General features: G+C 38.6%; 27 protein-coding genes. 20 read left to right on the forward strand and 7 right to left on the reverse strand.

Features of this window, described 5'->3' with window-relative positions; genetic code table 11:
• Window positions 1–89 precede the first annotated feature (89 nt).
• The 3 genes from IGI79_RS00700 to IGI79_RS00710 are packed head-to-tail and all read left to right on the forward strand — an operon-like array spanning window position 90 to window position 1990.
• Entirely contained in the window at window positions 90–668 is a 579-nt protein-coding gene (locus IGI79_RS00700; protein WP_010734415.1) for a GNAT family N-acetyltransferase, read from the forward strand.
• A 47-nt stretch (window positions 669–715) separates the two neighbouring features.
• Entirely contained in the window at window positions 716–1075 is a 360-nt protein-coding gene (locus IGI79_RS00705) for an iron-sulfur cluster biosynthesis family protein (RefSeq protein ID WP_010734414.1), read from the forward strand.
• Between the two features lie 18 nt (window positions 1076–1093).
• Window positions 1094–1990 carry a metallophosphoesterase gene (locus tag IGI79_RS00710; RefSeq protein WP_065095886.1) on the forward strand — a complete coding sequence of 299 codons (897 nt, stop codon included), beginning with the start codon at window positions 1094–1096 and terminating at the stop codon, window positions 1988–1990.
• Between the two features lie 59 nt (window positions 1991–2049).
• Here the strand turns inward: IGI79_RS00710 and IGI79_RS00715 are convergent, their stop codons facing one another.
• Window positions 2050–2346, reverse strand: a complete 297-nt coding sequence (locus tag IGI79_RS00715) for a hypothetical protein (RefSeq protein WP_019723615.1) — start codon at window positions 2344–2346, stop codon at window positions 2050–2052.
• A complete protein-coding gene (locus tag IGI79_RS00720) occupies window positions 2343–2591 on the reverse strand; it encodes a type II toxin-antitoxin system RelB/DinJ family antitoxin (protein ID WP_019723614.1) in 249 nt (82 codons plus the stop codon). The genes IGI79_RS00715 and IGI79_RS00720 overlap by 4 nt, the downstream gene beginning before the upstream one ends.
• Window positions 2592–2794: 203 nt before the next feature.
• Between IGI79_RS00720 and relB the strand changes: the two genes are divergently transcribed.
• From relB to tnpB, 4 genes are all read left to right on the forward strand, one after another.
• Window positions 2795–3061, forward strand: coding sequence for a type II toxin-antitoxin system RelB family antitoxin (gene relB, locus IGI79_RS00725; protein WP_065095885.1), 267 nt, complete (start codon window positions 2795–2797; stop codon window positions 3059–3061).
• The gene (locus IGI79_RS00730; protein WP_081277414.1) at window positions 3024–3290 is read left to right on the forward strand and encodes a type II toxin-antitoxin system RelE family toxin; all 267 of its coding nucleotides are present in this window, start codon (window positions 3024–3026) and stop codon (window positions 3288–3290) included. Before relB ends, IGI79_RS00730 begins: the two co-directional genes overlap by 38 nt.
• A 312-nt stretch (window positions 3291–3602) precedes the next feature.
• Window positions 3603–4007, forward strand: a complete 405-nt coding sequence (gene tnpA / locus IGI79_RS00735; RefSeq protein ID WP_108145887.1) for an IS200/IS605 family transposase — start codon at window positions 3603–3605, stop codon at window positions 4005–4007.
• Window positions 4008–4023: 16 nt separating this feature from the next.
• Window positions 4024–5172, forward strand: coding sequence for an IS200/IS605 family element RNA-guided endonuclease TnpB (gene tnpB, locus IGI79_RS00740; RefSeq protein ID WP_430608206.1), 1149 nt, complete (start codon window positions 4024–4026; stop codon window positions 5170–5172).
• 266 nt (window positions 5173–5438) lie between these two features.
• Here tnpB and IGI79_RS00745 read toward each other — a convergent pair whose 3' ends face one another.
• A complete protein-coding gene (locus tag IGI79_RS00745) occupies window positions 5439–6173 on the reverse strand; it encodes an MIP/aquaporin family protein (RefSeq protein WP_019723412.1) in 735 nt (244 codons plus the stop codon).
• 435 nt (window positions 6174–6608) lie between these two features.
• On the opposite strand from IGI79_RS00745, the gene IGI79_RS00750 reads away from it, so the two are divergent.
• The 4 genes from IGI79_RS00750 to IGI79_RS00765 are packed head-to-tail and all read left to right on the forward strand — an operon-like array spanning window position 6609 to window position 9783.
• Window positions 6609–8138 (forward strand): helix-turn-helix domain-containing protein, encoded by a 1530-nt coding sequence (locus tag IGI79_RS00750; protein WP_195274103.1) that lies wholly within the window; start codon window positions 6609–6611, stop codon window positions 8136–8138.
• Window positions 8128–8349 (forward strand): DUF2829 domain-containing protein, encoded by a 222-nt coding sequence (locus tag IGI79_RS00755; protein ID WP_010734410.1) that lies wholly within the window; start codon window positions 8128–8130, stop codon window positions 8347–8349. The genes IGI79_RS00750 and IGI79_RS00755 overlap by 11 nt, the downstream gene beginning before the upstream one ends.
• Window positions 8346–9107 carry a 3-oxoacyl-ACP reductase gene (locus IGI79_RS00760; RefSeq protein WP_195274105.1) on the forward strand — a complete coding sequence of 254 codons (762 nt, stop codon included), beginning with the start codon at window positions 8346–8348 and terminating at the stop codon, window positions 9105–9107. Before IGI79_RS00755 ends, IGI79_RS00760 begins: the two co-directional genes overlap by 4 nt.
• Window positions 9108–9135: 28 nt before the next feature.
• Complete coding sequence (locus tag IGI79_RS00765) at window positions 9136–9783, forward strand: DUF998 domain-containing protein (RefSeq protein ID WP_065095883.1); 648 nt, start codon at window positions 9136–9138, stop codon at window positions 9781–9783.
• Between the two features lie 118 nt (window positions 9784–9901).
• Here the strand turns inward: IGI79_RS00765 and IGI79_RS00770 are convergent, their stop codons facing one another.
• Together IGI79_RS00770 and rpsD are read right to left on the reverse strand one after the other, a co-directional pair.
• Window positions 9902–10444 (reverse strand): biotin transporter BioY, encoded by a 543-nt coding sequence (locus tag IGI79_RS00770; protein ID WP_065095882.1) that lies wholly within the window; start codon window positions 10442–10444, stop codon window positions 9902–9904.
• Between the two features lie 878 nt (window positions 10445–11322).
• Window positions 11323–11934, reverse strand: a complete 612-nt coding sequence (gene rpsD, locus IGI79_RS00775) for a 30S ribosomal protein S4 (protein WP_010734406.1) — start codon at window positions 11932–11934, stop codon at window positions 11323–11325.
• A gap of 323 nt (window positions 11935–12257) precedes the next feature.
• Here rpsD and IGI79_RS00780 point away from each other — a divergent pair, with 323 nt between their 5' ends.
• The 9 genes from IGI79_RS00780 (at window position 12258) to IGI79_RS00820 (ending at window position 22572) form a co-directional block, all read left to right on the forward strand.
• On the forward strand, window positions 12258–13055 hold the full coding sequence (locus IGI79_RS00780) for a formate/nitrite transporter family protein (RefSeq protein ID WP_195476159.1): 798 nt from the start codon (window positions 12258–12260) through the stop codon (window positions 13053–13055).
• Between the two features lie 33 nt (window positions 13056–13088).
• Complete coding sequence (locus IGI79_RS00785; RefSeq protein ID WP_195274109.1) at window positions 13089–13721, forward strand: DNA alkylation repair protein; 633 nt, start codon at window positions 13089–13091, stop codon at window positions 13719–13721.
• A 14-nt stretch (window positions 13722–13735) separates the two neighbouring features.
• Complete coding sequence (locus tag IGI79_RS00790; RefSeq protein WP_034689358.1) at window positions 13736–14509, forward strand: HAD family hydrolase; 774 nt, start codon at window positions 13736–13738, stop codon at window positions 14507–14509.
• A 451-nt stretch (window positions 14510–14960) separates the two neighbouring features.
• On the forward strand, window positions 14961–15758 hold the full coding sequence (locus tag IGI79_RS00795) for a TIGR00282 family metallophosphoesterase (protein ID WP_195274110.1): 798 nt from the start codon (window positions 14961–14963) through the stop codon (window positions 15756–15758).
• A gap of 15 nt (window positions 15759–15773) precedes the next feature.
• Window positions 15774–16148, forward strand: a complete 375-nt coding sequence (locus IGI79_RS00800; RefSeq protein ID WP_065095881.1) for a YlbF family regulator — start codon at window positions 15774–15776, stop codon at window positions 16146–16148.
• Window positions 16149–16161: 13 nt separating this feature from the next.
• Complete coding sequence (gene mutS, locus IGI79_RS00805; RefSeq protein WP_396349523.1) at window positions 16162–18750, forward strand: DNA mismatch repair protein MutS; 2589 nt, start codon at window positions 16162–16164, stop codon at window positions 18748–18750.
• Between the two features lie 17 nt (window positions 18751–18767).
• A complete protein-coding gene (mutL, locus tag IGI79_RS00810) occupies window positions 18768–20861 on the forward strand; it encodes a DNA mismatch repair endonuclease MutL (protein WP_195274112.1) in 2094 nt (697 codons plus the stop codon).
• Between the two features lie 28 nt (window positions 20862–20889).
• A complete protein-coding gene (locus IGI79_RS00815; RefSeq protein ID WP_438845605.1) occupies window positions 20890–21453 on the forward strand; it encodes a Maf family protein in 564 nt (187 codons plus the stop codon).
• Between the two features lie 174 nt (window positions 21454–21627).
• A complete protein-coding gene (locus IGI79_RS00820) occupies window positions 21628–22572 on the forward strand; it encodes a tocopherol cyclase family protein (protein ID WP_019723774.1) in 945 nt (314 codons plus the stop codon).
• Between the two features lie 123 nt (window positions 22573–22695).
• On the opposite strand, the gene msrB is transcribed toward IGI79_RS00820, so the two are convergent.
• On the reverse strand, window positions 22696–23142 hold the full coding sequence (msrB, locus tag IGI79_RS00825; RefSeq protein WP_065095877.1) for a peptide-methionine (R)-S-oxide reductase MsrB: 447 nt from the start codon (window positions 23140–23142) through the stop codon (window positions 22696–22698).
• A gap of 391 nt (window positions 23143–23533) precedes the next feature.
• Window positions 23534–24247 (reverse strand): trehalose operon repressor, encoded by a 714-nt coding sequence (treR, locus tag IGI79_RS00830; RefSeq protein ID WP_195274115.1) that lies wholly within the window; start codon window positions 24245–24247, stop codon window positions 23534–23536.
• Between the last annotated feature and the right edge of the window lie 197 nt (window positions 24248–24444).

Consider the following 24444-nt stretch of genomic DNA (forward strand, 5'->3'; position numbering starts at 1 on the left):
TATTTTAAGGAGATATTAAGTTTTGTCTTGCTTCTTTCCGTGAATTTCGATACAGTAATTTAAACTAAAGGAAAAGGTAGGGGATGCACATGGAATTATTGATCAATCGAAACTTAGTGTTTGCAGAAAATCGTGTCATAGAAACGGAACGTCTGATTTTAAGACCAATCACATTGGAAGACGTAGAAGATATATTTGAATATGCCCATGATGTAGAAACGACCCGCTTTGTTTTCCCTCGACATCAGTCGATCGAAGATACAAAAATCAGTGTTGCGAATTTTTTTATGGCATCACCGCTTGGAAAATATGCTATTGAATGGAAAGAAAACCGCAAGATGATTGGTACGATCGATTTGCGGATACAAGAAGGCGATGATACGGCTGAATTAGGTTACGCTTTAAATAAAAAGTATTGGGGAAAAGGAATCATGCCGGAAGCTGGAAAAGCGCTTCTGAAATTGGGCTTTGAAAAAATGGATCTCGTAAGGATCTTTGCTTATCATAATACGAAAAATAGTAAATCGGGACGAGTGATGGACAAGTTAGGAATGAGAGAAGAAGCTGTGATTCCTGATGCAAAACGAGAAAAAGGAGAAATCATTTCAATCGTTCTTAAAGGAATTACCAAAAAAGCTTGGTTGGAAGGTCACCCAAAAACAAGTTAGTTGCAACTTCGTACAAAAATCATTAAGCTAAAATTGAGGTGATTAAGATGGAATTTATCGTATCAAAAGAAGCGGAAGAACTGCTTCGTGGAAAAGTGAATGACAATGAACAATTATTGCTAGATGTAGAAGACGGAGATGGACCATTTGCGAATAGCCGGATCACTTGCCAAATCGATACTTCTTTTCGTCTGATTATTGTAGAAAAAGAAACATCGGCAGATCTAAGCTTATATTCTGAAGTAGTCGATACCCAAATGGGACCAATCAAAATCAAGAAAAGCGCACTTGTTTATTTGGATAATCCGACGACGTTAGCAGTAGAACCAACTTACAAGAGTCTGCAACTGAAAGGACCAGGAGGAATCATCAAAAATAACCTCCAAATCGTCACATCAACTATCTAAGATTTAGAAGGAAAAAGAATGGGAAATTTAGCGATCATCAGTGACTTACATGTGGACATCAATCAATTTGGCGAAGCTGAATTAATGCTCTTATGGGAAGTCTTACAACAAAAAAAGATTACTCGGCTTCATTTGGCTGGGGATACCGCCAATAAAGTCGATCGTTGTGTCGCAGTCGCTGAATTTTTTGCAGAGCGGCTACCAACGACTTTCCATTTTGGCAATCATGAGTTAGCCGATGTTACTGGCGAAGCAATGATCAGTCATTTTCCAGACGTCCATTTTTTGAATGAGCGCTATATTCCATTAAATGAGAAAACCGTGTTATTAGGCATCAACGGTTGGTATGATTACCAATTCTCAGAAGAAAAAGACGTGAAGAAAATCGTACGGATGAAGCGTTTGTACTGGTATGACCGCTTGATTGAGCGAGATGGAACGGATCTAGAAGTGAATGATCGAGTAGTAGAAGCAACACGATCATTATTGGATACGCTACACAAAAAGAAAATGAATGTGATCTTATCAACACATTTTGTCCCAAAACAAGAATTCATTGTTTACCAAAACGCGCCTTATGAACGTTGGAACCAACTCAATGCGTTCTTAGGTTCAGCTTCATTTGGAAAACTACTCGATCGATACGATAATCTTCAACAAGTCGTCTTTGGGCATACGCATCGACGGTTTGAGGATAAAGTACTCCAAGGAACGACGTATAGTTGTCGGCCGTTTGGCTATTATTACGAATGGCAATTGACACGAGATTTTATCGATGAATATCAATTGATTGATCGTTACAATCCAATGAAATTACGCGTATTATTACGAACGCATCGTCCAGAATTTAAGGAGTACCAATTGCAACATTTGCAACAAGAGTTTGAACAAGCGTTAACAGTGATTACTTACTGAAAATGTGAAGCCCCCCCAGTGTTATCGAAACTGACACTGGGGGGGCTTTTATGTATTTTTTATCGTCCCAATCTTTTCTCAGCTATTGTATAGACTTCATTATCTGAGCGTCTACCAATTGCTATGATTTCAATTATTTCTATACCAAAATTTGATTCTCTAAATATAACTCTTAATCCTAAACGCTTATGTTTTAGTTTTCTACAGTCTTTTAATTTTCCATGTAATTGTTGCCCGGTTTGCATCCCATGTAACTCTATTTTCATAAAAGATTTGAGGATCTGTTGTTTTTGACTATTATCGAGCTGTTGAAAATCTATTTTTGATTTTTCTGTTAATTTTACTTCATAGATCATTCCCATTCATCCTTGATCTCCGCTACCTTATTTCGCCAATCCTGCCCAGCAACTTCATCAATCGTGTAATAACTTGTTGTCGAAAGCTCAAAAGGGATCTTTTTTTTCTTGGCAATTTGCTTAAAATAAATCGTAATTGCTGTCGTGTAATCTAGCCCTAAATCAGATAATAAACTACCAACTTCTTTTTTCAATTCACTGTCTAAATTGATACTTAATCGTTCTTTTGTCTTATTTGTTTCCATAGTAAGCTCAGTCCTCTTTTTTGTGCTATTCATGCACCTATTGTACACCTATTTGGAGATATGTACAATAAGAACATTCTTTTTTGCACTATTGATGAATAAAGAAAAAAATTCTCCCAACGAACGAACACGCTGTGTTCTTATATTCATAGGTGTTTTATAATTAATATATCTATCGAATAAAGCAAAAGGAGGGGATCATTATGGCAACAATTACAGTTCGTGTGACAGAAGATGGGAAAAAAATTTTGGATGAAATGGCTAAGTTTGAAGGAAAGAGTCTCTCTGAATTACTTAAAACAAAAACATTAGATGCTTTAGAAGAGGCGTATGATGCAAAAATAGGAGATTTAGCTTATGAAGAGTATTTGAAAGATAAAAAATCAAATGATTTATCTGTTCTTTTAGAGGAGTATGATATAGGTGAAAAAAATGAGCTACTCGGTAAAAACAACGCCTACCTTCGATAGACAAATAAGAAAACCAGAAAAATTCGATGCAACAACTATTTTAAGATGGTTACATAAACAGATCGAAGGCACAAAAAATCCTATATATACAGGTACGCCACTTGTGGGGAACTACACAGGTAAATGGCGATACAGAATAGGAAATTATCGCGTCATTACAAAGATTGATGGTGGAAAGTTGATTGTTTTAGCATTAGAAGTAGGACATAGAAAAAATATATATCTATAGTAGAATCTACTCCGAAGTGAATGGTTATACACTTCGGTTTTTTGTATTCAAATATTTTTAACAAGTCAAAATCAAAAAGCACCTTATTCAAAAAGGAATGAGATGCCTTTGTATTGATTCATCTAACCGAGATTTTATTCTTATTTTTAATAGAATTAGGCAGAAGTCGCCCATCCTCTATAGGTGGGTGATGAATGCCGTTCGGTATGAGGGTTACCGTTGGTAACTCGAAAACCGACATGTAATGCATATTGCCTTTTTATTTTGTACTATGTTATAATCAGTCTATATAAGAAATGAGCTGATATAACAATGGAACTAGATACTAATAATCATTCAGTGTTTCTTCTCTATTATCATCTTGTACTGGTAACTAAATACCGTAGACAAGTGATTGATGATGAAATATCTGAATTTGCTAAAATAACTTTTGTACGAATTGCAGAGTCATATCACATCACTCTCGTTGAGTGGAATCATGATAAAGATCATGTTCATATTATGTTCAAAGCACAGCCAAAAACAGAGCTGACGAAGTTCATCAACGCTTATAAAAGCGCGAGTTCACGCTTGATAAAGCGTGACTATCCTAGAGTAAAACAATATCTTTGGAAAGAAATGTTTTGGTCTAAAAGTTTCTGCCTGTTGACAACTGGTAGCGCATCAATTGATGTCATCAAAAAGTATATTCAGAATCAAGGTAATAACCACAAATAGAGAGTAGGTGAGTCTTATGGAGCGACTAAAAGCATATAAATTCAGAATTTATCCAACAGAAGAGCAGGAAATTTTCTTTGCTAAGTCTTTTGGTTGTGTCCGTAAGGTCTACAATCTAATGCTTGATGACCGAATGAAAAATTATGAAGAAACTAAAAATGATTCTTCTACAAAAATAAAATTTCCAACACCAGCTCAATATAAGGAAGAATTTCCGTTTTTGAAGGAAGTAGATAGCCTTGCTTTAGCGAATGCACAACTTAATTTAGATAAGGCATATAAGAATTTTTTTAGAGATAAATCCGTTGGGTTTCCTCGATTCAAAAGTAAGAAGAATCCTGTACAAAGCTATACTACTAACAACCAAAAAGGAACAGTAGCTTTGATTGATAATAAATTCATCAAAGTTCCTAAGTTGAAGTCTTTAATCAAGATTAAACTCCATAGACAACCTAAAGGAATTATCAAATCTGCCACAATCTCACGTCATCCAAGTGGTAATTACCATATTTCTTTGTTGTGTAAAGAAGAAATAGTTGAACTTCCTAAAAACGATTCTTCTATTGGAATTGACCTTGGTATAACTGATTTTGCCATTCTTTCTGACGGTCAAAAGATTGATAATAATAAGTTCACGTCAAAAATGGAAAAGAAACTAAAACGTGAACAACGTAAGTTGTCAAGACGTGCATTATTAGCTAAACAAAAAGGTATCAATCTGTTTGAAGCTAGAAATTATCAAAAACAAAAACGTAAAATAGCACGACTACATGAAAAAGTAATGAATCAACGCAATGACTTTCTAAACAAGTTGAGCACAGAGATTATCAAAAACCACGATATGATCTGTATAGAAGACTTAAATACAAAAGGTATGTTGCGTAATCATAAACTAGCAAAAAGTATTTCGGATGTTTCATGGTCTAGTTTTGTGACTAGGTTACAATACAAAGCTGACTGGTACGGTCGAAATATTATCGAAGTGGATAAGTGGTTCCCATCTAGTCAAATCTGTTCGAATTGTGGACACAAAGACGGCAAGAAATCTCTAGAAATTCGAGAATGGACTTGTCCTGTTTGTCATGTTCATCATGACCGAGATATCAATGCTAGTATCAATATTCTGACCGAAGGTCTAAGACTACATTCTATGGGATTAGCTTAGATCCAATCATCAAAAACCGTAGGAACTACGGGGATAGCTTGGTAAATAAGAGAAACCGCTGTGAGTAAAGAAATACGCTTGCAAGTATGCTCTATTCCCAAGAAGCTCCCACTTCAAGCGTTAAAAACCGGTAGGTTTAGCTAAGTGGTGAGTAGTTCACAGGATATTAAGCCAATCAGAGGATGATTTTAGCTTTGAAATCAATAAAAAACGGAAATCTAAGGAATTGCTTCCAAAGATTTCCGTTTTTATAGTATTCATTAATTTTATGCCATAAATAATGCTTTGTAGACAAATACTGCTACAACACCGGCACAAATCGGTGCAACAACTGGAACCCAAGCGTAATCCCATTGTGAAGAACCTTTATGTTTCAATGGTAACAACGCATGAACCAAACGAGGTGCAAAGTCACGTGCTGGGTTCAATCCAGGACCAGTAGGACCTCCTAGTGAAGCGACCAATGTCCAAACTAAGAAACCAAGAGCTAAGTGAGCTGTTCCTAAGTTATCTTGGAAGAAAGGTGCTTTTGTGATACCTAACGCGCCAAAGAATAAAACGAATGAACCGAAGAATTCGTTGACGAAACCATTGAATTTAGAACCAACACTGTTGATAGTTGAGAAAGTTCCTAAGACATGGTTTACATCTTCAGTTTGATCATAGTAAGGTTTATAACAAGCGACCACGATCAATTGTCCAAGAGCTGCTCCAAGTAATTGTGCAACGATATAAGGTACGACTTCTGCCCAAGGGAATAAACCATTAGAGGCTAAAGCAATCGTAAATGCCGGATTGATATGATTTCCGCTAATGCCACCAAAAATCATTGCTGGCATCATCACACCAAAACCATAACCAACAGCAATCAGCATCCAGTCACTGCCATATCCTTTTGTTCCTTTTAAATCTACGTTTGCGACAGCACCATTACCTAAAACGATCAATAATGCTGTACCAAGTAGTTCCGCCGCTAGACGGGTCATAAGTGAATAATCCATAATACCCTCCATTAATTTATTGAAAATATAAAAAAGAAACAACAACACAGCGGGTGAAGTGTTCCGTAAGAGGTGTACTTCTGTTGTCGTGATAAGTGCAAAATAAAAAACGACTTCTTTATAGAAAGAAATCCGAGCAACAGTCGACACATTGATAAAACCCTATGACACAAAACACCAACCCTAACTATAAATATATCAAAAATAAATAGTGAATTTTATCAAATATTGTTGCTATCAACAAACATTTTTTGAAAATTTCAGAAAAAAATGAAACTGAAATGGAACGAATAATCGCACGATGCACGATGAGTGAATCGTCTACAAAAAGAAGGAAATTACTTTAATTGAATGCCTCCTTAGCTTGTCTGTTTTGGTGTTTCAATAAGGATTATATGCTACAATGAGGAAAATAGTCGATAAGGGGTGAAGTCGTTGTATTTGTCTTCTGAGTACTTAAAACGTTTTGACAAAGACTTGTATTACAAAGTGCTCTTACTCGAAAGCTTTGAGGATCAGGTAGGGCACACAGCGGCACAACTTGCACAAAAGGTTCAACTAGACGCACGAAGTGTAACCAGATATTTAGTTGAATTGATCAAAAATTATCAATTATTCAGTGGAAAAGAGCAATCTTTATTTACGAAGAATCATCGATCGGGTTATCATTTTTATGATTCTCTGGATCCTATTGAACGTGAACGCTTTTTGATTTACCTCGTGCAAAGTACGCTTAAATACCAGCTATTGCACGACATTTTTTTTGAAGAATTTCATACGCTCTATCAATTCTCACAAAAGCATTATATCAGTGAGTCAACTGCTCATCGGAAAATCAATGATTGGAAAGAACAATTTTCGAGGTATGGTATCCAACTCAAAAGAGGAAGCTATATTGCGTGTGGTGAAGAAGAAATCATTCGATTATACCTACATATGACTTTTTGGCAGTTATTTCGTGGTAAAGTTTGGCCCTTCGAAACTATTCCACAACAGGACGTCAAACAAATTGCTGACCAGATTTTACAGTTTTTTGATGTTCGGTTGAATGAGATCAAGAAACGGCGATTAGAGTACATGTTAGGTGCATTTTTCTTACGTAAATCCCAAAAACATTTTGTGGTTTTAAATAATAAAAAACGACAGTTGATTGAAAAAAATCCACTCTTTGAAGCATTCAGTCAGTGGATGGCGCCTTTTTTTCCAAACTATTTCCAAGGGAAAGAAGAATTAGGTGCACTATTTCTAGTGCTGATGACCAGAGAAGAATATTATCAATCGTCAGGAATCCGTCAGCAGATTTTTGCTTTTCACCGAAAACAACAAACCGCTCCTTTTATAGCTCTATTAGAAATGAAGAATGCGTTAGCAGCATACTGTGAAGAAAAGCAGTTGACCGAGGAATCATTCACCAAAGAAGCAGAGAACTATTTGCTAAGTAGTCATCTGTTCGCGTACTTGTTTCCTCATGCGAAGGAAATGGTTGATGGGGAAGGTAGCAATTTTTCTAGACACTTCCTTAGTGAAAATGAGTCATTGAAACAATGGTTGCTGGATTTTTTCAATCGTGCAACACAACGTGCAGACGAGTGGGTCTATGAGAATGCGACTTTCTTGATGCGAAGGTATCTAACCGTGTTAAAAACGATGCGTGTTTTTGATCGACAATTACCAAAAGTCACTATTTTACTGATGACGGACTTTCCTCTTTTTGAAGAAGAATTACTAAAAGAAAACCTAAGGCACTTTTTCAGAGAGGAGTATCAGTTGTACTTTTTACCAGCGGATTATCGAGGAAGAGAGGTCGATCTATTACTATCCACAAGCAAGATCCATCGCAAACCTTGGGCGGATCTAGACTATTTCATCGTTACAGATGAACTTGAACTCTCGGATTATATCCGTTTATTTGATAAAATTAAAGAAATCCAAATAAAGAAAGAGAGAAAAAATCATGACATTTGAAGAAGTATTGCCACAGTTAAAAACAGGTGCAAAGGTTATTAGAAAAGGTTGGAGTGGATTTGAATTATATGTTGTTCTAGTATCCGATGATGAATTTGATGGTTGTCCAGTAACGCCTTATTTTCTGATCAAAACGAGCGACGAAGGATTTTCTAGCTTTGCGCCAACCGTTTGCGATATTCTAGCAGAAGATTGGATGATCGTTGAATGACGAATCATTATCCGGACTTAGCGAATCAAGTCGTCTTTGTGACAGGCGCCGCTCAAGGAATCGGTGCTGCACAAGCAGAAGCTTTTTTAAATCAAGGAGCGAAAGTATTTGGTGTGGATCTGAAATTAGGTAAGATGGAAGAACTAGCCATACAATATCCTACGCATTTTATCTCATTTCTCGGTGATATTTCACAAAAAGAAGTGATTGAACAAGCGGTCACTACGTGTCATGAAAAAATCGGCGATATTTCAATCTTATTGAATACCGCAGGGATTCTTGATGACTACAAGCCTTTATTAGACACAGACGAAACACTTTGGGATCGGATCTATGAGGTCAACGTAAAAAGTCTCTTTCGATTAACAAAACAAGTGTTGCCTGATATGCTCGAAAAGCAAACGGGAACGATCATCAATATGGCCTCCATTGCAGGTATGGTGGCTGGCGGTGGTGGGATAGCGTATACGAGTGCCAAACATGCAATCATTGGATTTACGAAACAGTTAGCGCTTGATTATGCTGCGCAAGGGATACGTGTAAAAGCCATCGCACCAGGCGCCATCCAAACACCGATGAATGCAGCTGATTTTGCAGGTGACGGAGAGATGGCCAAATGGGTCGCAGAAGAAACGCCTGTTAAGCGTTGGGCACAGCCGGAAGAAGTGGCAGAATTGACGTTATTTCTTGCGACGCCTCAAGCGAGTTATATCCATGGAGCAATCGTTCCAATCGATGGTGGATGGTTGCTTAAATAGCTGAAAGAAGAATAAGTGGGGGAAACGTATGAAAGTGATCGATTGGGTGATGCCTCTTGGAATGGTTAGTGTAGTTGCTTATTTTGTACATGTGTTTCTTGGGCAATACCTTTGGGAATCATATGATCCAATCACGACAGACATCAGTTCTTTGACCGCCGTTGGTGCGCCAAATGCGAATTTATTGAATATGATCCTGCTTATCTATGGTATAGGCTTTTTACTGTTTGTCATCGGAATGGTCGTGACCGCCTTTGAAAAGTATCATGGGATGACTCGGATCGGTTATCTGATTTTTCTTGTGATGGCAAGCACTACAGTGGTAGGCTATAAACTATTTCCATTGACAGGCGATAAGGCGGATATGAATTTCCAAAATACGATGCATATTGTTGTGACGATCATTGTCGTATTTACTACTATATCGTCTTTATTCATTATTGGATTTGGTTATCTTAAACAAGAAAAACTACGTACGTTAGGAAAAATATGTATTGCTACCGCCATATTGATCACTTTCTTTGGCGCATTGAATCCAATTGGAATGGCACAAGGATGGAATATTTTAGGGTTGACGGAGCGAATGGTGATCTTCCCACTGCAAGCCTTTGTTTTCTTTCTTTCCTTCATCTATACGACGAATAATAAGCTGATAGTGAAAAATGAAATGGTATAACTGGATGATTATAGAAGTGTCTGGCTATGAGAATAAGCGATATCCGCCAAAAAATAGTTGCTCTATTTAGCGGATATCGCTTATTTTTAAAGTTTTTCTTTTTTATCCTATTAATTTTTTAAACTAATTTTTGAATGTTGAACCGTAATCTTTTTCTTAAAGTAGTGCCAACATAAGCTGCTCCCGTACTTTTGAGCAACTCTGGTAACAAGAAGGGGAAGAACCCGCTCAATAGGGCAGTTTGAACGGACAAATGACTACTAAACGATAACCAAAGAGTTCCTACAGATAAAGCAAGAAGAGAGCCGAATAGATTGGCACACCAAGCATGGAAAAAGCGAGAATTAGTCTTCTCAATCCACCAACCAATGACGAAAGACTGAAGAATAAAACCAAAAAGGTAGCCACCAGATGGTCCGAATAAGATGCCCATTCCCCCAGTCATGCCAGAAAAGACGGGAAGTCCGATCAAGCCTAATAAGAGGTACATACAAACTGCGAGAGTACCAGCACGTTTCCCAAGAAACGTGGCGGTCAAGCCAATCGCAAAAGTCTGACCAGTAAGTGGAATCAATCCTAATGGAATAACAAATTGTGAGAGAACTGCAATGATTGCAGCAAATTCGGCAACGAGTATAAGTTCTTTTAATGATTTTGTCATCCGTTCTCCTTTCGTTAACCTTATTTATTTTTATGGTTAACGAAATTATAGAGGAAGAGAAAATAAATGTAAAGTCTCTTTATGATATATTTTTAAAAGCACATAAGAAGTAAGAGTACAAAAATATTTCCAAATGTGAGAAAAAGTATGAATAGCAAGTGTTTTGATACGTGATATAATTTTTATATAACATAATCAACTATATTTTGGCACATAGAAAAATGAGGATGATCATTCGTGATCTTTCTACAGATAGGTGCCCAACCTAGTCAATGAACTGGTTTGTTGGTTGAAACGGCCAGTGAACATTCATCGATTTGCCATGGGTAACAAAAAGCTGTTTGACGAATGAATGTGCCAATAATCAGCAACTGTGAAAGTGACAAGTTAACATGTCTATCCACCATTGATAAAGGGAGAAACTAAGCAGTTGCTTGCTTAAAGGAGACATTTCATTGGAAAAGCAATGATGCGAGACAGTTTATGAAATTTGAAGCATCACACTGTAGAGGACATGTTCTTTTCCTCGTCTAAACCAAGTGGGAAGTAGCAGTTAAAAGCTGTATCTTCAGAGAACAATTGAGAATATCAAAAACTTCGCTGTTTTATCACCCAAGTAGCGAATACAAATTGATTTCTCTTGCTATTGTTCGAGTCATGGATGCACCTGAACCTGCTAAAGCCAACATAAAAAGATAGCACTCGACTCAACGAAATACGTACGTTGTTTTGAGGTCTATCTTTTTATGTGTGTCCGAGCGAAGAAAAGACACGGGGACATTATTTCTTATTACTTGGAGCTACCCGGCTTTTTCACAACCTAAAAAAACCAGCTATCCAAAAGATAGCCGGCTTTTTTTGTACCAAAGTTTTTTGAATTATAGGCTTTGGTTGTAGTATTCAACGACAAGTGCTTCGTCGATTTCTGGGTACAATTCGTCACGTTCTGGTAAACGAGTCAATGAGCCTTCTAATTTTTCAGCGTCAAAGCTTACGAATGCTGGACGTCCAACAGTTGCTTCAACTGCTTCTTTTACAGTTGAGATGTTTTGTGATTTTTCACGAACTGAAATCACTTGACCAACTGCAACGTGGTATGAAGGGATATCAACACGTTTGCCATCAACCATGATATGACCATGGTTAACTAATTGACGTGCTTGACGACGAGTAGTTGCAAGACCTAGACGATAAACAACATTGTCTAAACGTTGTTCTAGTAAGATCATGAAGTTAACCCCGTGTTTACCTTCTTTGATTTTGCTTGCTTTAACGAACAAGTTACGGAATTGACGTTCGTTCATACCGTACATATGACGTAATTTTTGTTTTTCAGTTAATTGCATACCGTATTCTGATTGTTTGCCACGGCTGTTTGGTCCATGTTGACCTGGAGCGTAAGGGCGACGTGCTAATTCTTTTCCTGTGCCAGATAATGAAATACCTAAGCGACGAGAAATTTTCCATGATGGTCCTGTATAACGAGACATTAAAATTTCCTCCAATAGATAACTATATTTTTTGGAGTAAAATAATCCGTTAAAAAATTCATAATCGTATAGTTTGTTCTTCAATCTTCACCTTTGCAGCCGCGGTTACGCAATTGAACCCGAAGCGGGGCAACAAACTAGGGACGAGTTATTATTTTTCTGCTGCATTATTTTACACGAATTACAGTATAAGCGATATGGCCTATCAATGTCAAGAGAATAAGTAGCAAAAAAGCTTTACAAACCCCAGTTCTGTCTATAGAATAAGAGGGTATATGCCAAAAGCATGAAAATAATTGAACAAATCTTAAAGGAGAAAAGAGATGAACCCAGTATCACCGTTGTTTGAAAAGATTGAGGCATCAATCGAAAAGAAAGTTGATTTGATCGGAAATAGTTACGCCCGTTATGCCGTGCGTGCTGTATTAGCCAGTTTGTTTTTGACACTTGGAACTGCTGTTGCTTTTTCGATTGCGATCAAAGGTGAGCATATTGCTCATGGATTTGGAAAGATACTTTATGCGTTTATGTTTAGTTGGTCGTTAGTCATGATTTTATACATGAATGCTGAACTTGGTACCTCAAATATGCTTTATATGTCAGTTGGGGTCCAACGTAAGCGATTAAAATTAGGACTAGCTGCAAAAATTCTGTTTACTTGTATTTTATTTAACTTGATCGGTGGGGTATTATTTGGCTTTTTAGTTTCTTTGACTACACCATTCCAAGATCTGCCGATGGATAATTATATGCTAGAGTCGATCGCAGTCAAATTGACGAAACCGACAATGACAATTTTAGTGGAAGCAATGTTTGCCAACATTGTAGTAAATACAGCGGTATTGATCAGTATGCGAATGAAAGATGATGCGGGGAAAGTCTTAGCAATTGTTTTCATTATTTTCATTTTTGCTTTTTTAGGCTATGAACACGTTATTGCCAACTTCCCGGCATTTACATTAGCTTATTTTGTTTCAGGTGGACAGATGGATGCGATGACTGTTGGTAATGTGATCCACAATCTATCCTTTGCATTGATCGGAAATTACATTGGTGGTGGTTTAGTCATTGGTTTAGGTTATGCATGGTTGAATCAATCAAAATCATCTTATGTTGACTAGTTCGTTCCTTTAAAAATCGAAGGAGGCTATCCCTTGGAGACAATTGTTTTTCCGAATAATAAAGAAAAAGCTCAGCAGTTGGAAGCTTACATGAAGCATCATTTCCGATTTGCAGGAGTTCCTAAGCCAGAAAGAGCGTTACTACAAAAGGCTCTTTTAAAAGAAAGCCAGAAGATACCTATTTCAGACTTACTTTTATTAGTAAAAGATTATTATATGCAGGAAGAACGTGAGTATCAGTATTTAGCGATCGATTTAGTCCAAAAGAACGTCAAATGCCTTTCTTTTGATAACTTAGTATGGTTACTTGAGCTTGTCTCACAGAAGGAATGGTGGGACAGTATCGATTCTTGGCAAAAAGTCTACAGCACGTGGGGAAAACTTCACCAAGAAGTTGAGGCGGTTTTCAAATTATTTGAAGGTCAAGAAGACTTTTGGTTACGACGAATTGCGATCACCCTGCAACTAGGGTTTAAAGAACAGACAGATGTCGCTCTACTCGAACGAGCGATTGATGCAGATCGTTCAACAAAGGAATTTTTTATTCAAAAGGCTATTGGTTGGGCGTTGCGGGACTATAGCAAAACAAATCCACTTTGGGTAAAAGAACAATTGACAAAAGAATTAAGCAAGCTTGCAACGAGAGAAGCAAGTAAGTATATATAGAGAGGCGAGATAGAATGACACGCAAATTAATTGCTTTTGATATCGACGGCACGTTGTTAGACTCCAACAAACAGGCGTTGGATAGTACAAGGGAAGCCTTGGAAAAACTACGTAAAGATGGACATTTAGTGACGATTGCTACAGGGCGTAGTCGCTTTCACGCACAAGAAGTTATCCGTGATCTAGCATTTAGCAATTATATTCTGTGTAACGGTGCAGCCGGATTTTTGGATCATGAACAAGTCTATAAAAATTTGCTGGATCAAGAACAATTACACCAATTTATTCAAGAAGCACAAGAAAAGGCTATTGATACCGCATTTGTAAGTTTGGATTCAATCAAACGCTTTTCATCTAATCGTATCGATATGATGGAAGATGCGATGCATTCATTTGGTGCACATTTACCAGAATTGGACGAATACTTTGTTGAAAAACAGGATGTGTATCAAGCGTTAGCTTTCTTTGATCACTCTTATGACCAACAATTCAGCGCTTACGATCGTATCCGTTTTGTGCGCTGGCACGAAAATAGTGTCGATGTGGTCCCACACGATGGTTCCAAAGCGGTAACGATCATGAACCTAGCCAATCGAGTAGGGATTGCGCCAGAAGACGTCATCAGTTTTGGTGACGGACAAAATGATCGCGAAATGCTTCGTATGTCTGGCATTGGGGTGGCAATGGGGAATGCCGTACCAGAAGTCCAAGCGGAAGCAAAAATGGTGACAGATACGAATGATCAAGATGGTATTTGGAAGGCATTGAAAGAGTTAGCTTTGATTTAGGTCAAAGCGATGCTTCAGCAATAAACTTAGTCAAAACAGAGGGTATTCAACAGGATTTTTCTGATGGAATGCCCTCTCTTTTTAGGGTTTTTGTCTGGTACATAAACGATAGGCCATCATATTATCAGATAGGTACTATCCGACTTTTTTAAAATAGGAGGTGATATCATGGGAGACATCGTCGTATACGTCGTTTTTGTTTTTAAATTTCTGTTTTGGGTAATGCTCTTTATAGGTTTAGCATTATCTAATGTTTACTTAGCAAAAAAAAATAAAAAAATAAATTTTGATCAATTTACATAGTGAGAGATAAGAATACAAAAAGCTATTGATAGCAAGTTCCAAATACCCTTTCTGATTATTCTAGAAAACAGCTTCTATTACAACCTCTTTCCTTTCTTTCCTAAAACACTTATAATATAAGATACGTTAGAAGAGAAGAGGAAATCGTGTGCGGGTATTGTTTATTGGTGATGTAGTAGGTGCGATGGGGAGAGAAATAATCACAGAATATCTCCCTCGTTTGAAGAAAAAATATCGTCCACAAATGACGATCGTGAATGGTGAGAATGCGGCTTCAGGTCGTGGGATCACAGAGAAAATTTATAAGAAGTTTCTGCAAGATGGCGTAGATGTCGTGACGATGGGGAATCATACGTGGGACAATCGTGATATTTTTGAATTTATCGATGATGCGAAAAAAATGGTTCGTCCAGCAAATTTTCCAGAAGGAACGCCTGGGCAAGGAATCGTTTTTGTCAAAGTCAATCAATTGGAACTGGCGGTCATCAATATGCAAGCTCGTTCATTTATGGTTGATTTAGATGATCCATTTCGTAAAATGACCGAGTTAGTCGAAGAAGCTCGGAAAAGAACACCGATCATTTTTGTTGATTTTCATGGAGAAACGACGAGTGAAAAACAAGCAATGGGCTGGTTTTTAGATGGAAAAGTATCTGCTGTAGTCGGTACACACACGCACGTTCAAACAAACGATGCACGAATCTTACCACAAGGAACGGCGTATTTGACGGATGTCGGTATGACGGGTCCATATGATGGGATTTTAGGGATGCGCCGTGAACCAGTGATTGAAAAATTTTTAACGGCTTTACCAAAGCGTTTTGAAGTGGTGGAACAAGGTCGAGGGCTTTTAAGTGGTTGTATCTTGGACATCGACGACCAGACTGGACAGGCAAAAGATATCCAATTGATCCAAATCAACGATGACCGCCCTTACAGAGAATAGAAAGCGAGAGGGAATGTGCAGGACAAAACGACGATCCAATTAGAAGTCGACCAATTGGCGACTCTTTTAAAGAAGAATGAAACGATCACACGTTATCAGGAATTGGAACATAAAGTGAAACATAGTCGTTACTTGAATCAACAAACAGAAGCATTGAAGCAAGCGCAAAAAGATGCCGTACAATATGCGCATTATGGACAAAAAGAAGCAGAAAAAGAAGCGATCAAACGGATCGAAGTCTTGACGCAATCTATCGACGAATATCCTTTAGTGATCGCTTACCGCCGTCAATTGATGGAAGCAAATGAGTTATTGCAGCACTTGACTCAAATGATCCAAAATGAAATCAATGAGTATATAGAGGAGGAGCATAATGCCTCAAAAAACTAAGAACACTCCAATGATGGAACAATATCTAAGCATCAAGGCACAATACCAAGATGCTTTTTTGTTCTATCGTCTCGGAGATTTTTATGAATTATTTTATGAAGATGCTGTCAAAGCAGCACAAATCTTAGAACTGACATTAACTAGTCGAAATCGTAATGCGGATGATCCAATTCCGATGTGTGGGGTACCGCATCATTCTGCACAAGGATATATCGACAGTTTGATCGAAAAAGGATACAAAGTAGCGATTTGTGAACAAGTCGAAGATCCAAAGACGACCAAAGGCATGGTCAAACGAGAAGTCGTGCAATTAGTGACTCCTGGAACAGTGATGGATAGTAAAGGATTATCAGCCAAAGACAACAACTTTCTGACGGCGGTGGTCAATCAAGGTTCCGCTTTTGGTTTTGCTTATGCCGATTTGAGTACAGGAGAATTAAAAACCGCCCGTTTGCTTGACGAAGAAGCTGTTTTGAATGAAACCTCTGCTCTACAAACAAAAGAACTGATTCTAGGAACAGAGATCAGCAAAACGTTATATGAACAATTAAGCACAAGACTTGGCTTAGTCTTCTCAAAACAAGAAAGTGTAGAAGAAAATGCAGAATTCAATTTTCTAACGAGTGAGTTGACGGATGAATTAGAAAAGGAAGCGACTGGGAAGTTACTTACTTATTTAGCAGTCACCCAAAAAAGAAGTTTGGCACATATCCAAAAAGCGGTCGAATACCAACCAGATCATTTTTTGAAGATGGATTATTATTCTAAATTCAATTTAGAATTAAGCCAGTCGATCCGTACTGGAAAAAAACATGGCACGCTTCTGTGGTTATTAGATGAAACCAAAACAGCAATGGGTGGACGTTTGCTAAAACAATGGCTTGATCGTCCGCTGATCCAATCCCACCAGATCAATGCTCGGCAAGAAATGGTAGCATCGCTGATCGACAGTTATTTTGAGCGTCTGGATCTGCAGAGTGCATTGACGAAAGTCTATGATCTGGAACGTCTAGCTGGACGAGTCGCTTTTGGCAATGTCAATGGTCGAGATTTGATCCAATTAAAAACATCGCTCCAACAAGTTCCGATGATTCGTGAATTGATCGCAGGTATCGATCAAGGGCAATGGACAGAGTTATTAACAGATATGCAGCCAATGGATACATTAGTGGAATTGATCGAACAAGCGATCCAAGAGGATGCACCTTTACAGATCACTGAAGGAAATGTCATCAAAGACGGATTCAATGAACAACTAGATACGTATCGTTCTGCAATGAGAAATGGCAAACAGTGGTTAGCAGAATTAGAAGCGCGCGAACGCCAAAGTACAGGGATCAAAAATTTAAAAGTTGGGTTTAATCGAGTGTTTGGTTACTATATTGAAATCACGAAAGCGAATTTGATGAATGCTGAACTGGAAAAATATGAACGTAAACAAACCTTAGCCAATGCAGAACGATTTATCACACCTGAATTAAAAGAATTAGAAACACAGATTCTAGAAGCGGAAGAAAAATCAGTAGATCTAGAATACCAACTCTTTTTAGCTGTTAGAGAAGAAGTGAAAAAAGCAATCCAGTCATTGCAAACATTAGCAAAATCATTGAGTACTGTAGACGTCTTACAAAGTTTTGCAACGATCAGTGAACGTTATCAATATGTTCGTCCGGAATTAACGAACAAAAAAACATTGGTGATCGAAGAAGGACGTCATCCGGTGGTAGAAAAAGTATTAGGACATCAAGAATACATTCCAAATAGTGTGATCATGTCGGAAGAAGAAATGATCTTGTTGATCACTGGGCCAAATATGTCTGGTAAAAGTACGTATATGCGACAGTTGGCATTGACGGTATTGATGGCACAGATGGGCTGTTTTGTTCCGGCGCAAAAAGCAGTGCTGCCGATTTTTGATCGAATCTTTACTCGAATCGGTGCAAGTGATGATTTGATTGCAGGACAAAGTACCTTTATGGTAGAAATGATGGAAGCCAACCAAGCGTTGCGCCATGCGACACCGAACAGTTTGATTTTATTTGATGAACTCGGTCGAGGAACAGCCACTTACGATGGTATGGCATTAGCACAAGCTATCATTGAGTATATCCATCAACACGTTAAAGCCAAGACATTGTTTTCTACGCACTATCATGAGTTGACAGTGCTTGATACGGAATTGCCGCAATTGAAAAATGTCCATGTTGGTGCAGTCGAAAAAGATGGCGATGTGGTATTTTTACACAAGATGATGGACGGTCCAGCAGATAAAAGCTACGGGATCCATGTAGCTAAGATTGCGGGTCTACCAGATGAATTATTGTCACGTGCCTCTGCGATCTTAGCCTTTTTAGAATCAGGAGAAACGACACACCATGTCTCGGCACTTGAAGCATCTGTCACGAAAAAAAGCGACTATCCAATGACACAAACAACTCAACCAAGCCAGCAGGTCAATGAAGAGAGTCAACAACTATCTTTATTTGGTGAAGCAACGGAAGCTGAAACGCAAATCATTGCTGCATTGAAACAGTTGAACCTACTAGAAATGACGCCAATGGATGCGTTGAATAAATTGTACGAACTGCAAAAACAATTATAGGAAGAAGGTGCTGATCGATGGCGAAGATCCAAGAATTATCCGAACGCTTGGCCAATCAAATCGCCGCAGGAGAAGTCGTTGAACGACCTGCTTCTGTGGTGAAAGAACTTGTTGAAAATGCCATTGATGCCCATAGCTCTCAAATCGATATTCTCGTAGAAGAAGCCGGTTTAAGAAAAATCCAAATCATCGATAATGGTGAAGGAATCTTAGCAGAAGACGTTGAAAATGCGTTCAAACGTCACGCGACGAGTAAAATCCATAACCGTGATGACTTGTTCCGTATTCGGACATTAGGGTTCCGAGGGGAAGCTCTTCCTAGTATTGCTTCTGTCTCTGAATTGACGATCGAGACAGCTAATCAAGATGAAACACAAGGGACCTATCTTGAATTAAAAGGTGGGGAAGTGTTGACACATCGCCCTGCTCCATTGAGACAAGGTACGAAAATCACAGTGAGCAATTTGTTTTTTAACACGCCTGCACGGTTAAAATACGTCAAGACATTACAAACGGAATTGGCAAATATAGGCGATATCGTCAATCGACTAGCGTTGAGCCATCCCGACATCGCCTTTCGCTTAGTCCATGATGGCAACAAGATGTTAGCAACAGCTGGCAACGGAGATTTGAAACAAACGATTGCCGGAATCTATGGTTTGGCGACAGCGAAAAAAATGTTGAAGGTTGAAGCAAACGATCTAGATTTTGAAGTTTCTGGTTACATTTCTTTACCAGAAGTCACTCGTGCGAGTCGTAATTATCTTTCAACGATCATCAACGGTCGTTTTATCAAGAACTTTTCCTTGAACAAAGCAATCGTGGCAGGTTATGGTTCTAAACTGATGGTTGGTCGTTTTCCAATCGCTGTGTTAGAAGTCAAAATGGACCCGTTGCTTGTCGATGTGAATGTTCATCCAACGAAGCAAGAAGTTCGTCTATCGAAGGAAAAAGAATTGACTGAATTGATTGCACAAGCGATTCAACAAGCACTAAGTCAAGAAAATCTGATTCCTAGTGCAGCAGACAATTTGCGCTTCAAGAAAAAAATTGCCGATCAACCTAAAACAGAACAAATCGAAATCGATCTTTCTTATGCGTTTGAGGAACCACCAAAGAAACCGCAAAGTTTAAATTTCGATCGCCAGACAGGTACATTTTACGTGGAAGAAAATCCACAAAAACCAGCCTGCCCTGTTGATAAGTCTGTGGAAAATGTTGAAAACTCTTCTGTTTTTTCTGAAGATACACTGAATTATCCAGAAAAAGAGGAAAAAACGGTGGATAACTCTGGTGAAAGTGTTGATAACTTTGTAGAAAAACCAGTGGATAACTTTCAAGCAATTGATTTATCCACTGTTGATAACTATGAAGAACCACACGATCCAGTGGAAGAAAGTGAAGCAGAACTTGACCGTGGGCAAGAAGAACTCAAACTGCATCCCGAATTTGATCTGACGCAAGATAGTCGTAGTTTAGAAAAAGCCATTGATAAAATCGAGCAGGAAGTACCCACACAACGCTTTCCGCACCTTGAATATTTTGGCCAAATGCACGGAACCTATCTATTTGCCCAAAGCAATGAAGGCTTATACATCATTGACCAACATGCTGCGCAAGAGCGGATCAAATATGAATATTTCCGTGAAAAAATCGGCGATGTTTCAGATGATTTGCAAGAATTACTCGTGCCTTTTGTTTTAGACTATCCTAATAGTGATGCAATCAAGTTAAAAGAGAAGAAAGAACTATTGGAAGAGGCGGGCATTTATCTGGAAGAATTTGGTCAGAATAGTTTTATCGTGCGAGCGCATCCGACATGGTATCCAAGTGGGGAAGAAGAATCGATCATTCAAGGGATGATCGACATGTTATTGACAACGGGTGAAGTGAGTGTGAAGAAATTCAGAGAAGCCACAGCGATCATGATGAGCTGTAAACGCTCGATCAAAGCGAATCACTATTTGAATGAGGCACAAGCGAGAGTCTTACTAAAAGACTTAGCAAAATGTGAGAATCCGTTCAACTGTCCTCATGGTCGTCCGGTATTGATCCACTTTACGAATTCAGACATGGAACGAATGTTCAAACGAATCCAAGATCCGCATTGACCCGCGAGATTCGGAAAGGAAGTTTTTGATGAAAATAGTATTGGCTTCACAGTCGCCTAGAAGAAAAGAATTACTCGAAAGATTAGTGCCAGAATTCTCGATCCAACCGGCAGATATTGATGAAACGCCTAAGCCAAAAGAAGACCCAGTTGCTTATGTTCAACGAATGGCAGCAGAAAAAGCAGCTGCTGTACAAAATAATGAAGAAACGTTAGTCATTGCTAGTGATACTACCGTAGTTCTAGGAAACGAAATCCTTGGTAAACCGGAGGATGATGAAGAGGCAAAACGGATGTTACGCAAATTCAGTGGTACGACACACGACGTCTACACAGCCGTCGTAATAACTGATGGGACGCAAGAAGAGTGCATCCTTTCCCAAGCATCAGTCACTTTTTATGAATTGACCGATGAAGAGATCGAGCGCTATCTAGCAACTGGCGATCACCGTGATAAAGCTGGGGCGTACGGCATTCAAAGTTACGCAGGGGCTTTCGTAGAGGCGATTTCTGGCGATTACTATAGTATTGTCGGCTTTCCGATCGGCGCAGTCAATCAGGCGTTGAAAAAATGGCCAGATCTTTTGTCCTAAAATCGTGGACATCTGTATCTAGGTGAATGAAATCAAAAACACATGATCCGAGTAGCAAGAAACGGATCATGTGTTTTTTCTGGTTACATTAGTTCATGACCTAGAGTCAAGCGTATCGGCTAGAAGCTATAAAAAAACATGGTAAACTTAATCTAGCTGAAGGGAGTGGACCAAGTGATTACAACGGATAAGTTTTATCATGGTGAAACGAAAAAAGCGCCGTTCTTTGAAGGTTGGTATTTTAAGCATCAAATCGGCGATGAAGTCTACGCATTTATTCCGGGTTACTCCATTGGAGAACAAGGAGAAAAGTGCCCGTTTATCCAAGTGATCAATCATGAGTCTTCGGAAGTCTTTCATTTTGATCGTGAAGTCTTCATGGCAAGCGAAGATCGTTTATTTGTGAAAATCGGTGAGAATACATTTAGTGAGGAAGGAATCACACTAGCTTTACGTAGCCCCTCATTGACGATTGAAGGAACGATTTCTTATGGAGAGTTTACTCCGTTAAAAAGGAGTCGCTATGCCCCGAGTATCATGGGACCTTTCTCTTATTTATCTTTTATGGAATGCTATCACGGAATTTTAAGCATGAAGCATTCGTTAGAAGGAACGTTGAGTTGGAACGGCCAATTGATTGATTTTACAAATGGAATCGGATATTTAGAAAAGGACTGGGGAAGTTCCTTTCCCGCAACCTATTTATGGGTCCAATGCAATCAGTTTAGCGATTCGGATGCTCGCTTTTTCTTTTCCGCAGCAGAGATCCCGTTTTTAGGTTTTCGTTTTTTAGGAATCATTTCGGTTTTGCAAGTCGGTGGGGAAGAATATCGCTTATCCACCTATGATGGAGCTAAAATTTCGGAGATTTTCCGTGAAGAGGAGCATCTGATCATTCGAATACAGCAAAAAAATATTGAACTAGAAATGCAAGTGTTAGCAAAAGAAGGGCATGCGTTGATGGCGCCACAACAAGGTCAAATGAGTCGGATCATCCGTGAAAAAGCGAGTACAGAGATGACCTTGATTGTCCGAGAAAACAAGCAAGAAATCTTTCATCAAAAGGGGAAGGCTGCTGGTTTTGAAGAAGTGGGCAATCTCCATGGGCACGAGTATTAAGGATCTTGATCATATAAAAGTTATAGCGCACCTTCAAAAATAAGCCTGAACCTCCAGAAATTAGAACAATTTCCGGAGGTTCAGGCTTATTTTTCGGAGCGATGTGATTTTATCACATTCGACTTATTCGACAATTGATTTATATTCACTGTAACCAGCAGCATCCATTTCTTCATAAGGGATAAACTTCAAGGCAGCAGAGTTGATGCAATAGCGTAAGCCACCTTTATCTGCGGGTCCATCATTAAAAACATGTCCAAGATGGGAGTCGGCTTCATTACTTCTTACTTCGACTCGGTGCATCCCATGAGAAAAATCCGCTTTTTCTTTGACGTCTTTTCTGCTGATGGGTTGGCTGAAAGCTGGCCAGCCACAGCCTGCATCATATTTCTCTGCAGAACTGAAAAGCGGTTCGCCGCTGACAATATCGACATAGATCCCTTTTTCATAAAAATCGTCGTATTTTCCAGTAAATGGACGTTCTGTCGCATTTTCTTGTGTCACTGCATAAGAAATCGGAGATAATGTTTCTTTTAAGTCCTCTTTGTTTGTGTCGGTTGGTTTACTCATTGATACTGCCCCCTTTGTCTCCTAATCATACTGCCATCTGAAATAGAAGCAAACAATCTGCTTTAAGTAGGGAGGATAGCCTAGCGATTTAGCGGAAATTTAACGAACAGGTTTTACTTGCTACCTAATTACGTTGAGCTACTGGGCTTTTTCACAACCTAGATAAACGGTGTTCGAAAAGCTGACCTTCAACATTAAGCTAAAAAATTTGAAAAATATGAGAAGCTATTTTTCAATTTCCTATCTTACTGTTCAGGTCAGGACGCTTTTCTTACAACCTAGATAAACGGTGTTCGAAAGCCAACTCCTTCAATAGTAAGTCAAAACGTGAAAAAATATGAGAAGCTATTTTCTCACGTTCCGTCTTACTACTCGGAGCTGAACGGCTTTCTCACAACCTTCTTCTTCGTGCAAATTCTACGAAGCGGAATTTGTCGAGGCGGTGGATCGATTCAGTGTATTCGAAGCATTCAGTATTTTCTAAATAAACGAGGCCACGGACAATTACGACATAAGGATCGTCATGGAGGTCCATCGACTCTGAAATACTGGCATCGATTGGTTCGACAGTGATTTCTTTTTGGGCATAGGCAATGGAGAGATCTAGCTCATTTTCAAAGTATTCATAAATCGAGTTGCTTGCTTGTTCCTTGGTCAAAGTAGGTACGGTTTCTTTTAATAAATAGTCCCGATCTAAAATGACGACTTCGCCATTGATTTTCCTTTGGCGGACTAAATGCCAGACAGGTGTATCGATCGGCCAACCAGTAACTTTGTGCAATTCTTTATCGACTACTGTTTCTTCAAGTGTTTGCACGATCGTTTCACTAGGGATATGTTGGTTTTCTTGAAGCTCTTTATAGCTTGTCAATCCAGCAATGGGAAAGTCAAAGCGGTTACGGTCTAAAACGATCGATCCTTTTCCTTGTTTCTTTTGAATATATCCTTCTGTCGTCAATAGATTAAGTGCTTTACGAATTGTTTCCCGTGAAACACCATAAATTTTGATCAATTGATTTTCACTGGGTAGTAAAGTATGAGGAGGATACTCTTTGTCTAAGATTTTCTTTTCTAAGTCTAAAAAAATTTCATTGAATTTATTCATCTTTCCTCTCCTTTGGGCAATCGTTCGTTCTTCGCTTATAAACTATACTACAGCTATATGGAGATTTCAAATTGGACTTGGATAGAAGGAAGATGTTTCTACGACAAGGATAATAACGATTACAAGTTATTTATGTTTTTAGCATAAAACGCTTGCAATTTGTTGAGAAAAACATTATAGTGTGAGTACAAAGCAAC

Origin of the sequence: Enterococcus sp. AZ084, from assembly GCF_051714905.1 — a bacterium.
GTDB classification, from domain to species: Bacteria; Bacillota; Bacilli; order Lactobacillales; family Enterococcaceae; genus Enterococcus_B; species Enterococcus_B pernyi.

Excerpts from the sequence above, each read along its gene's own strand:
- IGI79_RS00700 (WP_010734415.1), top strand. The coding sequence starts at position 90 with ATGGAATTATTGATCAATCGAAACTTAGTGTTTGCAGAAAATCGTGTC.
- IGI79_RS00705 (WP_010734414.1), top strand. The coding sequence starts at position 716 with ATGGAATTTATCGTATCAAAAGAAGCGGAAGAACTGCTTCGTGGAAAA.
- IGI79_RS00710 (WP_065095886.1), top strand. The coding sequence starts at position 1,094 with ATGGGAAATTTAGCGATCATCAGTGACTTACATGTGGACATCAATCAA.
- IGI79_RS00715 (WP_019723615.1), bottom strand. The coding sequence starts at position 2,346 with ATGATCTATGAAGTAAAATTAACAGAAAAATCAAAAATAGATTTTCAA.
- IGI79_RS00720 (WP_019723614.1), bottom strand. The coding sequence starts at position 2,591 with ATGGAAACAAATAAGACAAAAGAACGATTAAGTATCAATTTAGACAGT.
- relB (WP_065095885.1), top strand. The coding sequence starts at position 2,795 with ATGGCAACAATTACAGTTCGTGTGACAGAAGATGGGAAAAAAATTTTG.
- IGI79_RS00730 (WP_081277414.1), top strand. The coding sequence starts at position 3,024 with ATGAGCTACTCGGTAAAAACAACGCCTACCTTCGATAGACAAATAAGA.
- tnpA (WP_108145887.1), top strand. The coding sequence starts at position 3,603 with ATGGAACTAGATACTAATAATCATTCAGTGTTTCTTCTCTATTATCAT.
- tnpB (WP_430608206.1), top strand. The coding sequence starts at position 4,024 with ATGGAGCGACTAAAAGCATATAAATTCAGAATTTATCCAACAGAAGAG.
- IGI79_RS00745 (WP_019723412.1), bottom strand. The coding sequence starts at position 6,173 with ATGGATTATTCACTTATGACCCGTCTAGCGGCGGAACTACTTGGTACA.
- IGI79_RS00755 (WP_010734410.1), top strand. The coding sequence starts at position 8,128 with ATGACATTTGAAGAAGTATTGCCACAGTTAAAAACAGGTGCAAAGGTT.
- IGI79_RS00760 (WP_195274105.1), top strand. The coding sequence starts at position 8,346 with ATGACGAATCATTATCCGGACTTAGCGAATCAAGTCGTCTTTGTGACA.
- IGI79_RS00765 (WP_065095883.1), top strand. The coding sequence starts at position 9,136 with ATGAAAGTGATCGATTGGGTGATGCCTCTTGGAATGGTTAGTGTAGTT.
- IGI79_RS00770 (WP_065095882.1), bottom strand. The coding sequence starts at position 10,444 with ATGACAAAATCATTAAAAGAACTTATACTCGTTGCCGAATTTGCTGCA.
- rpsD (WP_010734406.1), bottom strand. The coding sequence starts at position 11,934 with ATGTCTCGTTATACAGGACCATCATGGAAAATTTCTCGTCGCTTAGGT.
- IGI79_RS00780 (WP_195476159.1), top strand. The coding sequence starts at position 12,258 with ATGAACCCAGTATCACCGTTGTTTGAAAAGATTGAGGCATCAATCGAA.
- IGI79_RS00790 (WP_034689358.1), top strand. The coding sequence starts at position 13,736 with ATGACACGCAAATTAATTGCTTTTGATATCGACGGCACGTTGTTAGAC.
- mutS (WP_396349523.1), top strand. The coding sequence starts at position 16,162 with ATGGAACAATATCTAAGCATCAAGGCACAATACCAAGATGCTTTTTTG.
- mutL (WP_195274112.1), top strand. The coding sequence starts at position 18,768 with ATGGCGAAGATCCAAGAATTATCCGAACGCTTGGCCAATCAAATCGCC.
- IGI79_RS00815 (WP_438845605.1), top strand. The coding sequence starts at position 20,890 with ATGAAAATAGTATTGGCTTCACAGTCGCCTAGAAGAAAAGAATTACTC.
- msrB (WP_065095877.1), bottom strand. The coding sequence starts at position 23,142 with ATGAGTAAACCAACCGACACAAACAAAGAGGACTTAAAAGAAACATTA.
- treR (WP_195274115.1), bottom strand. The coding sequence starts at position 24,247 with ATGAATAAATTCAATGAAATTTTTTTAGACTTAGAAAAGAAAATCTTA.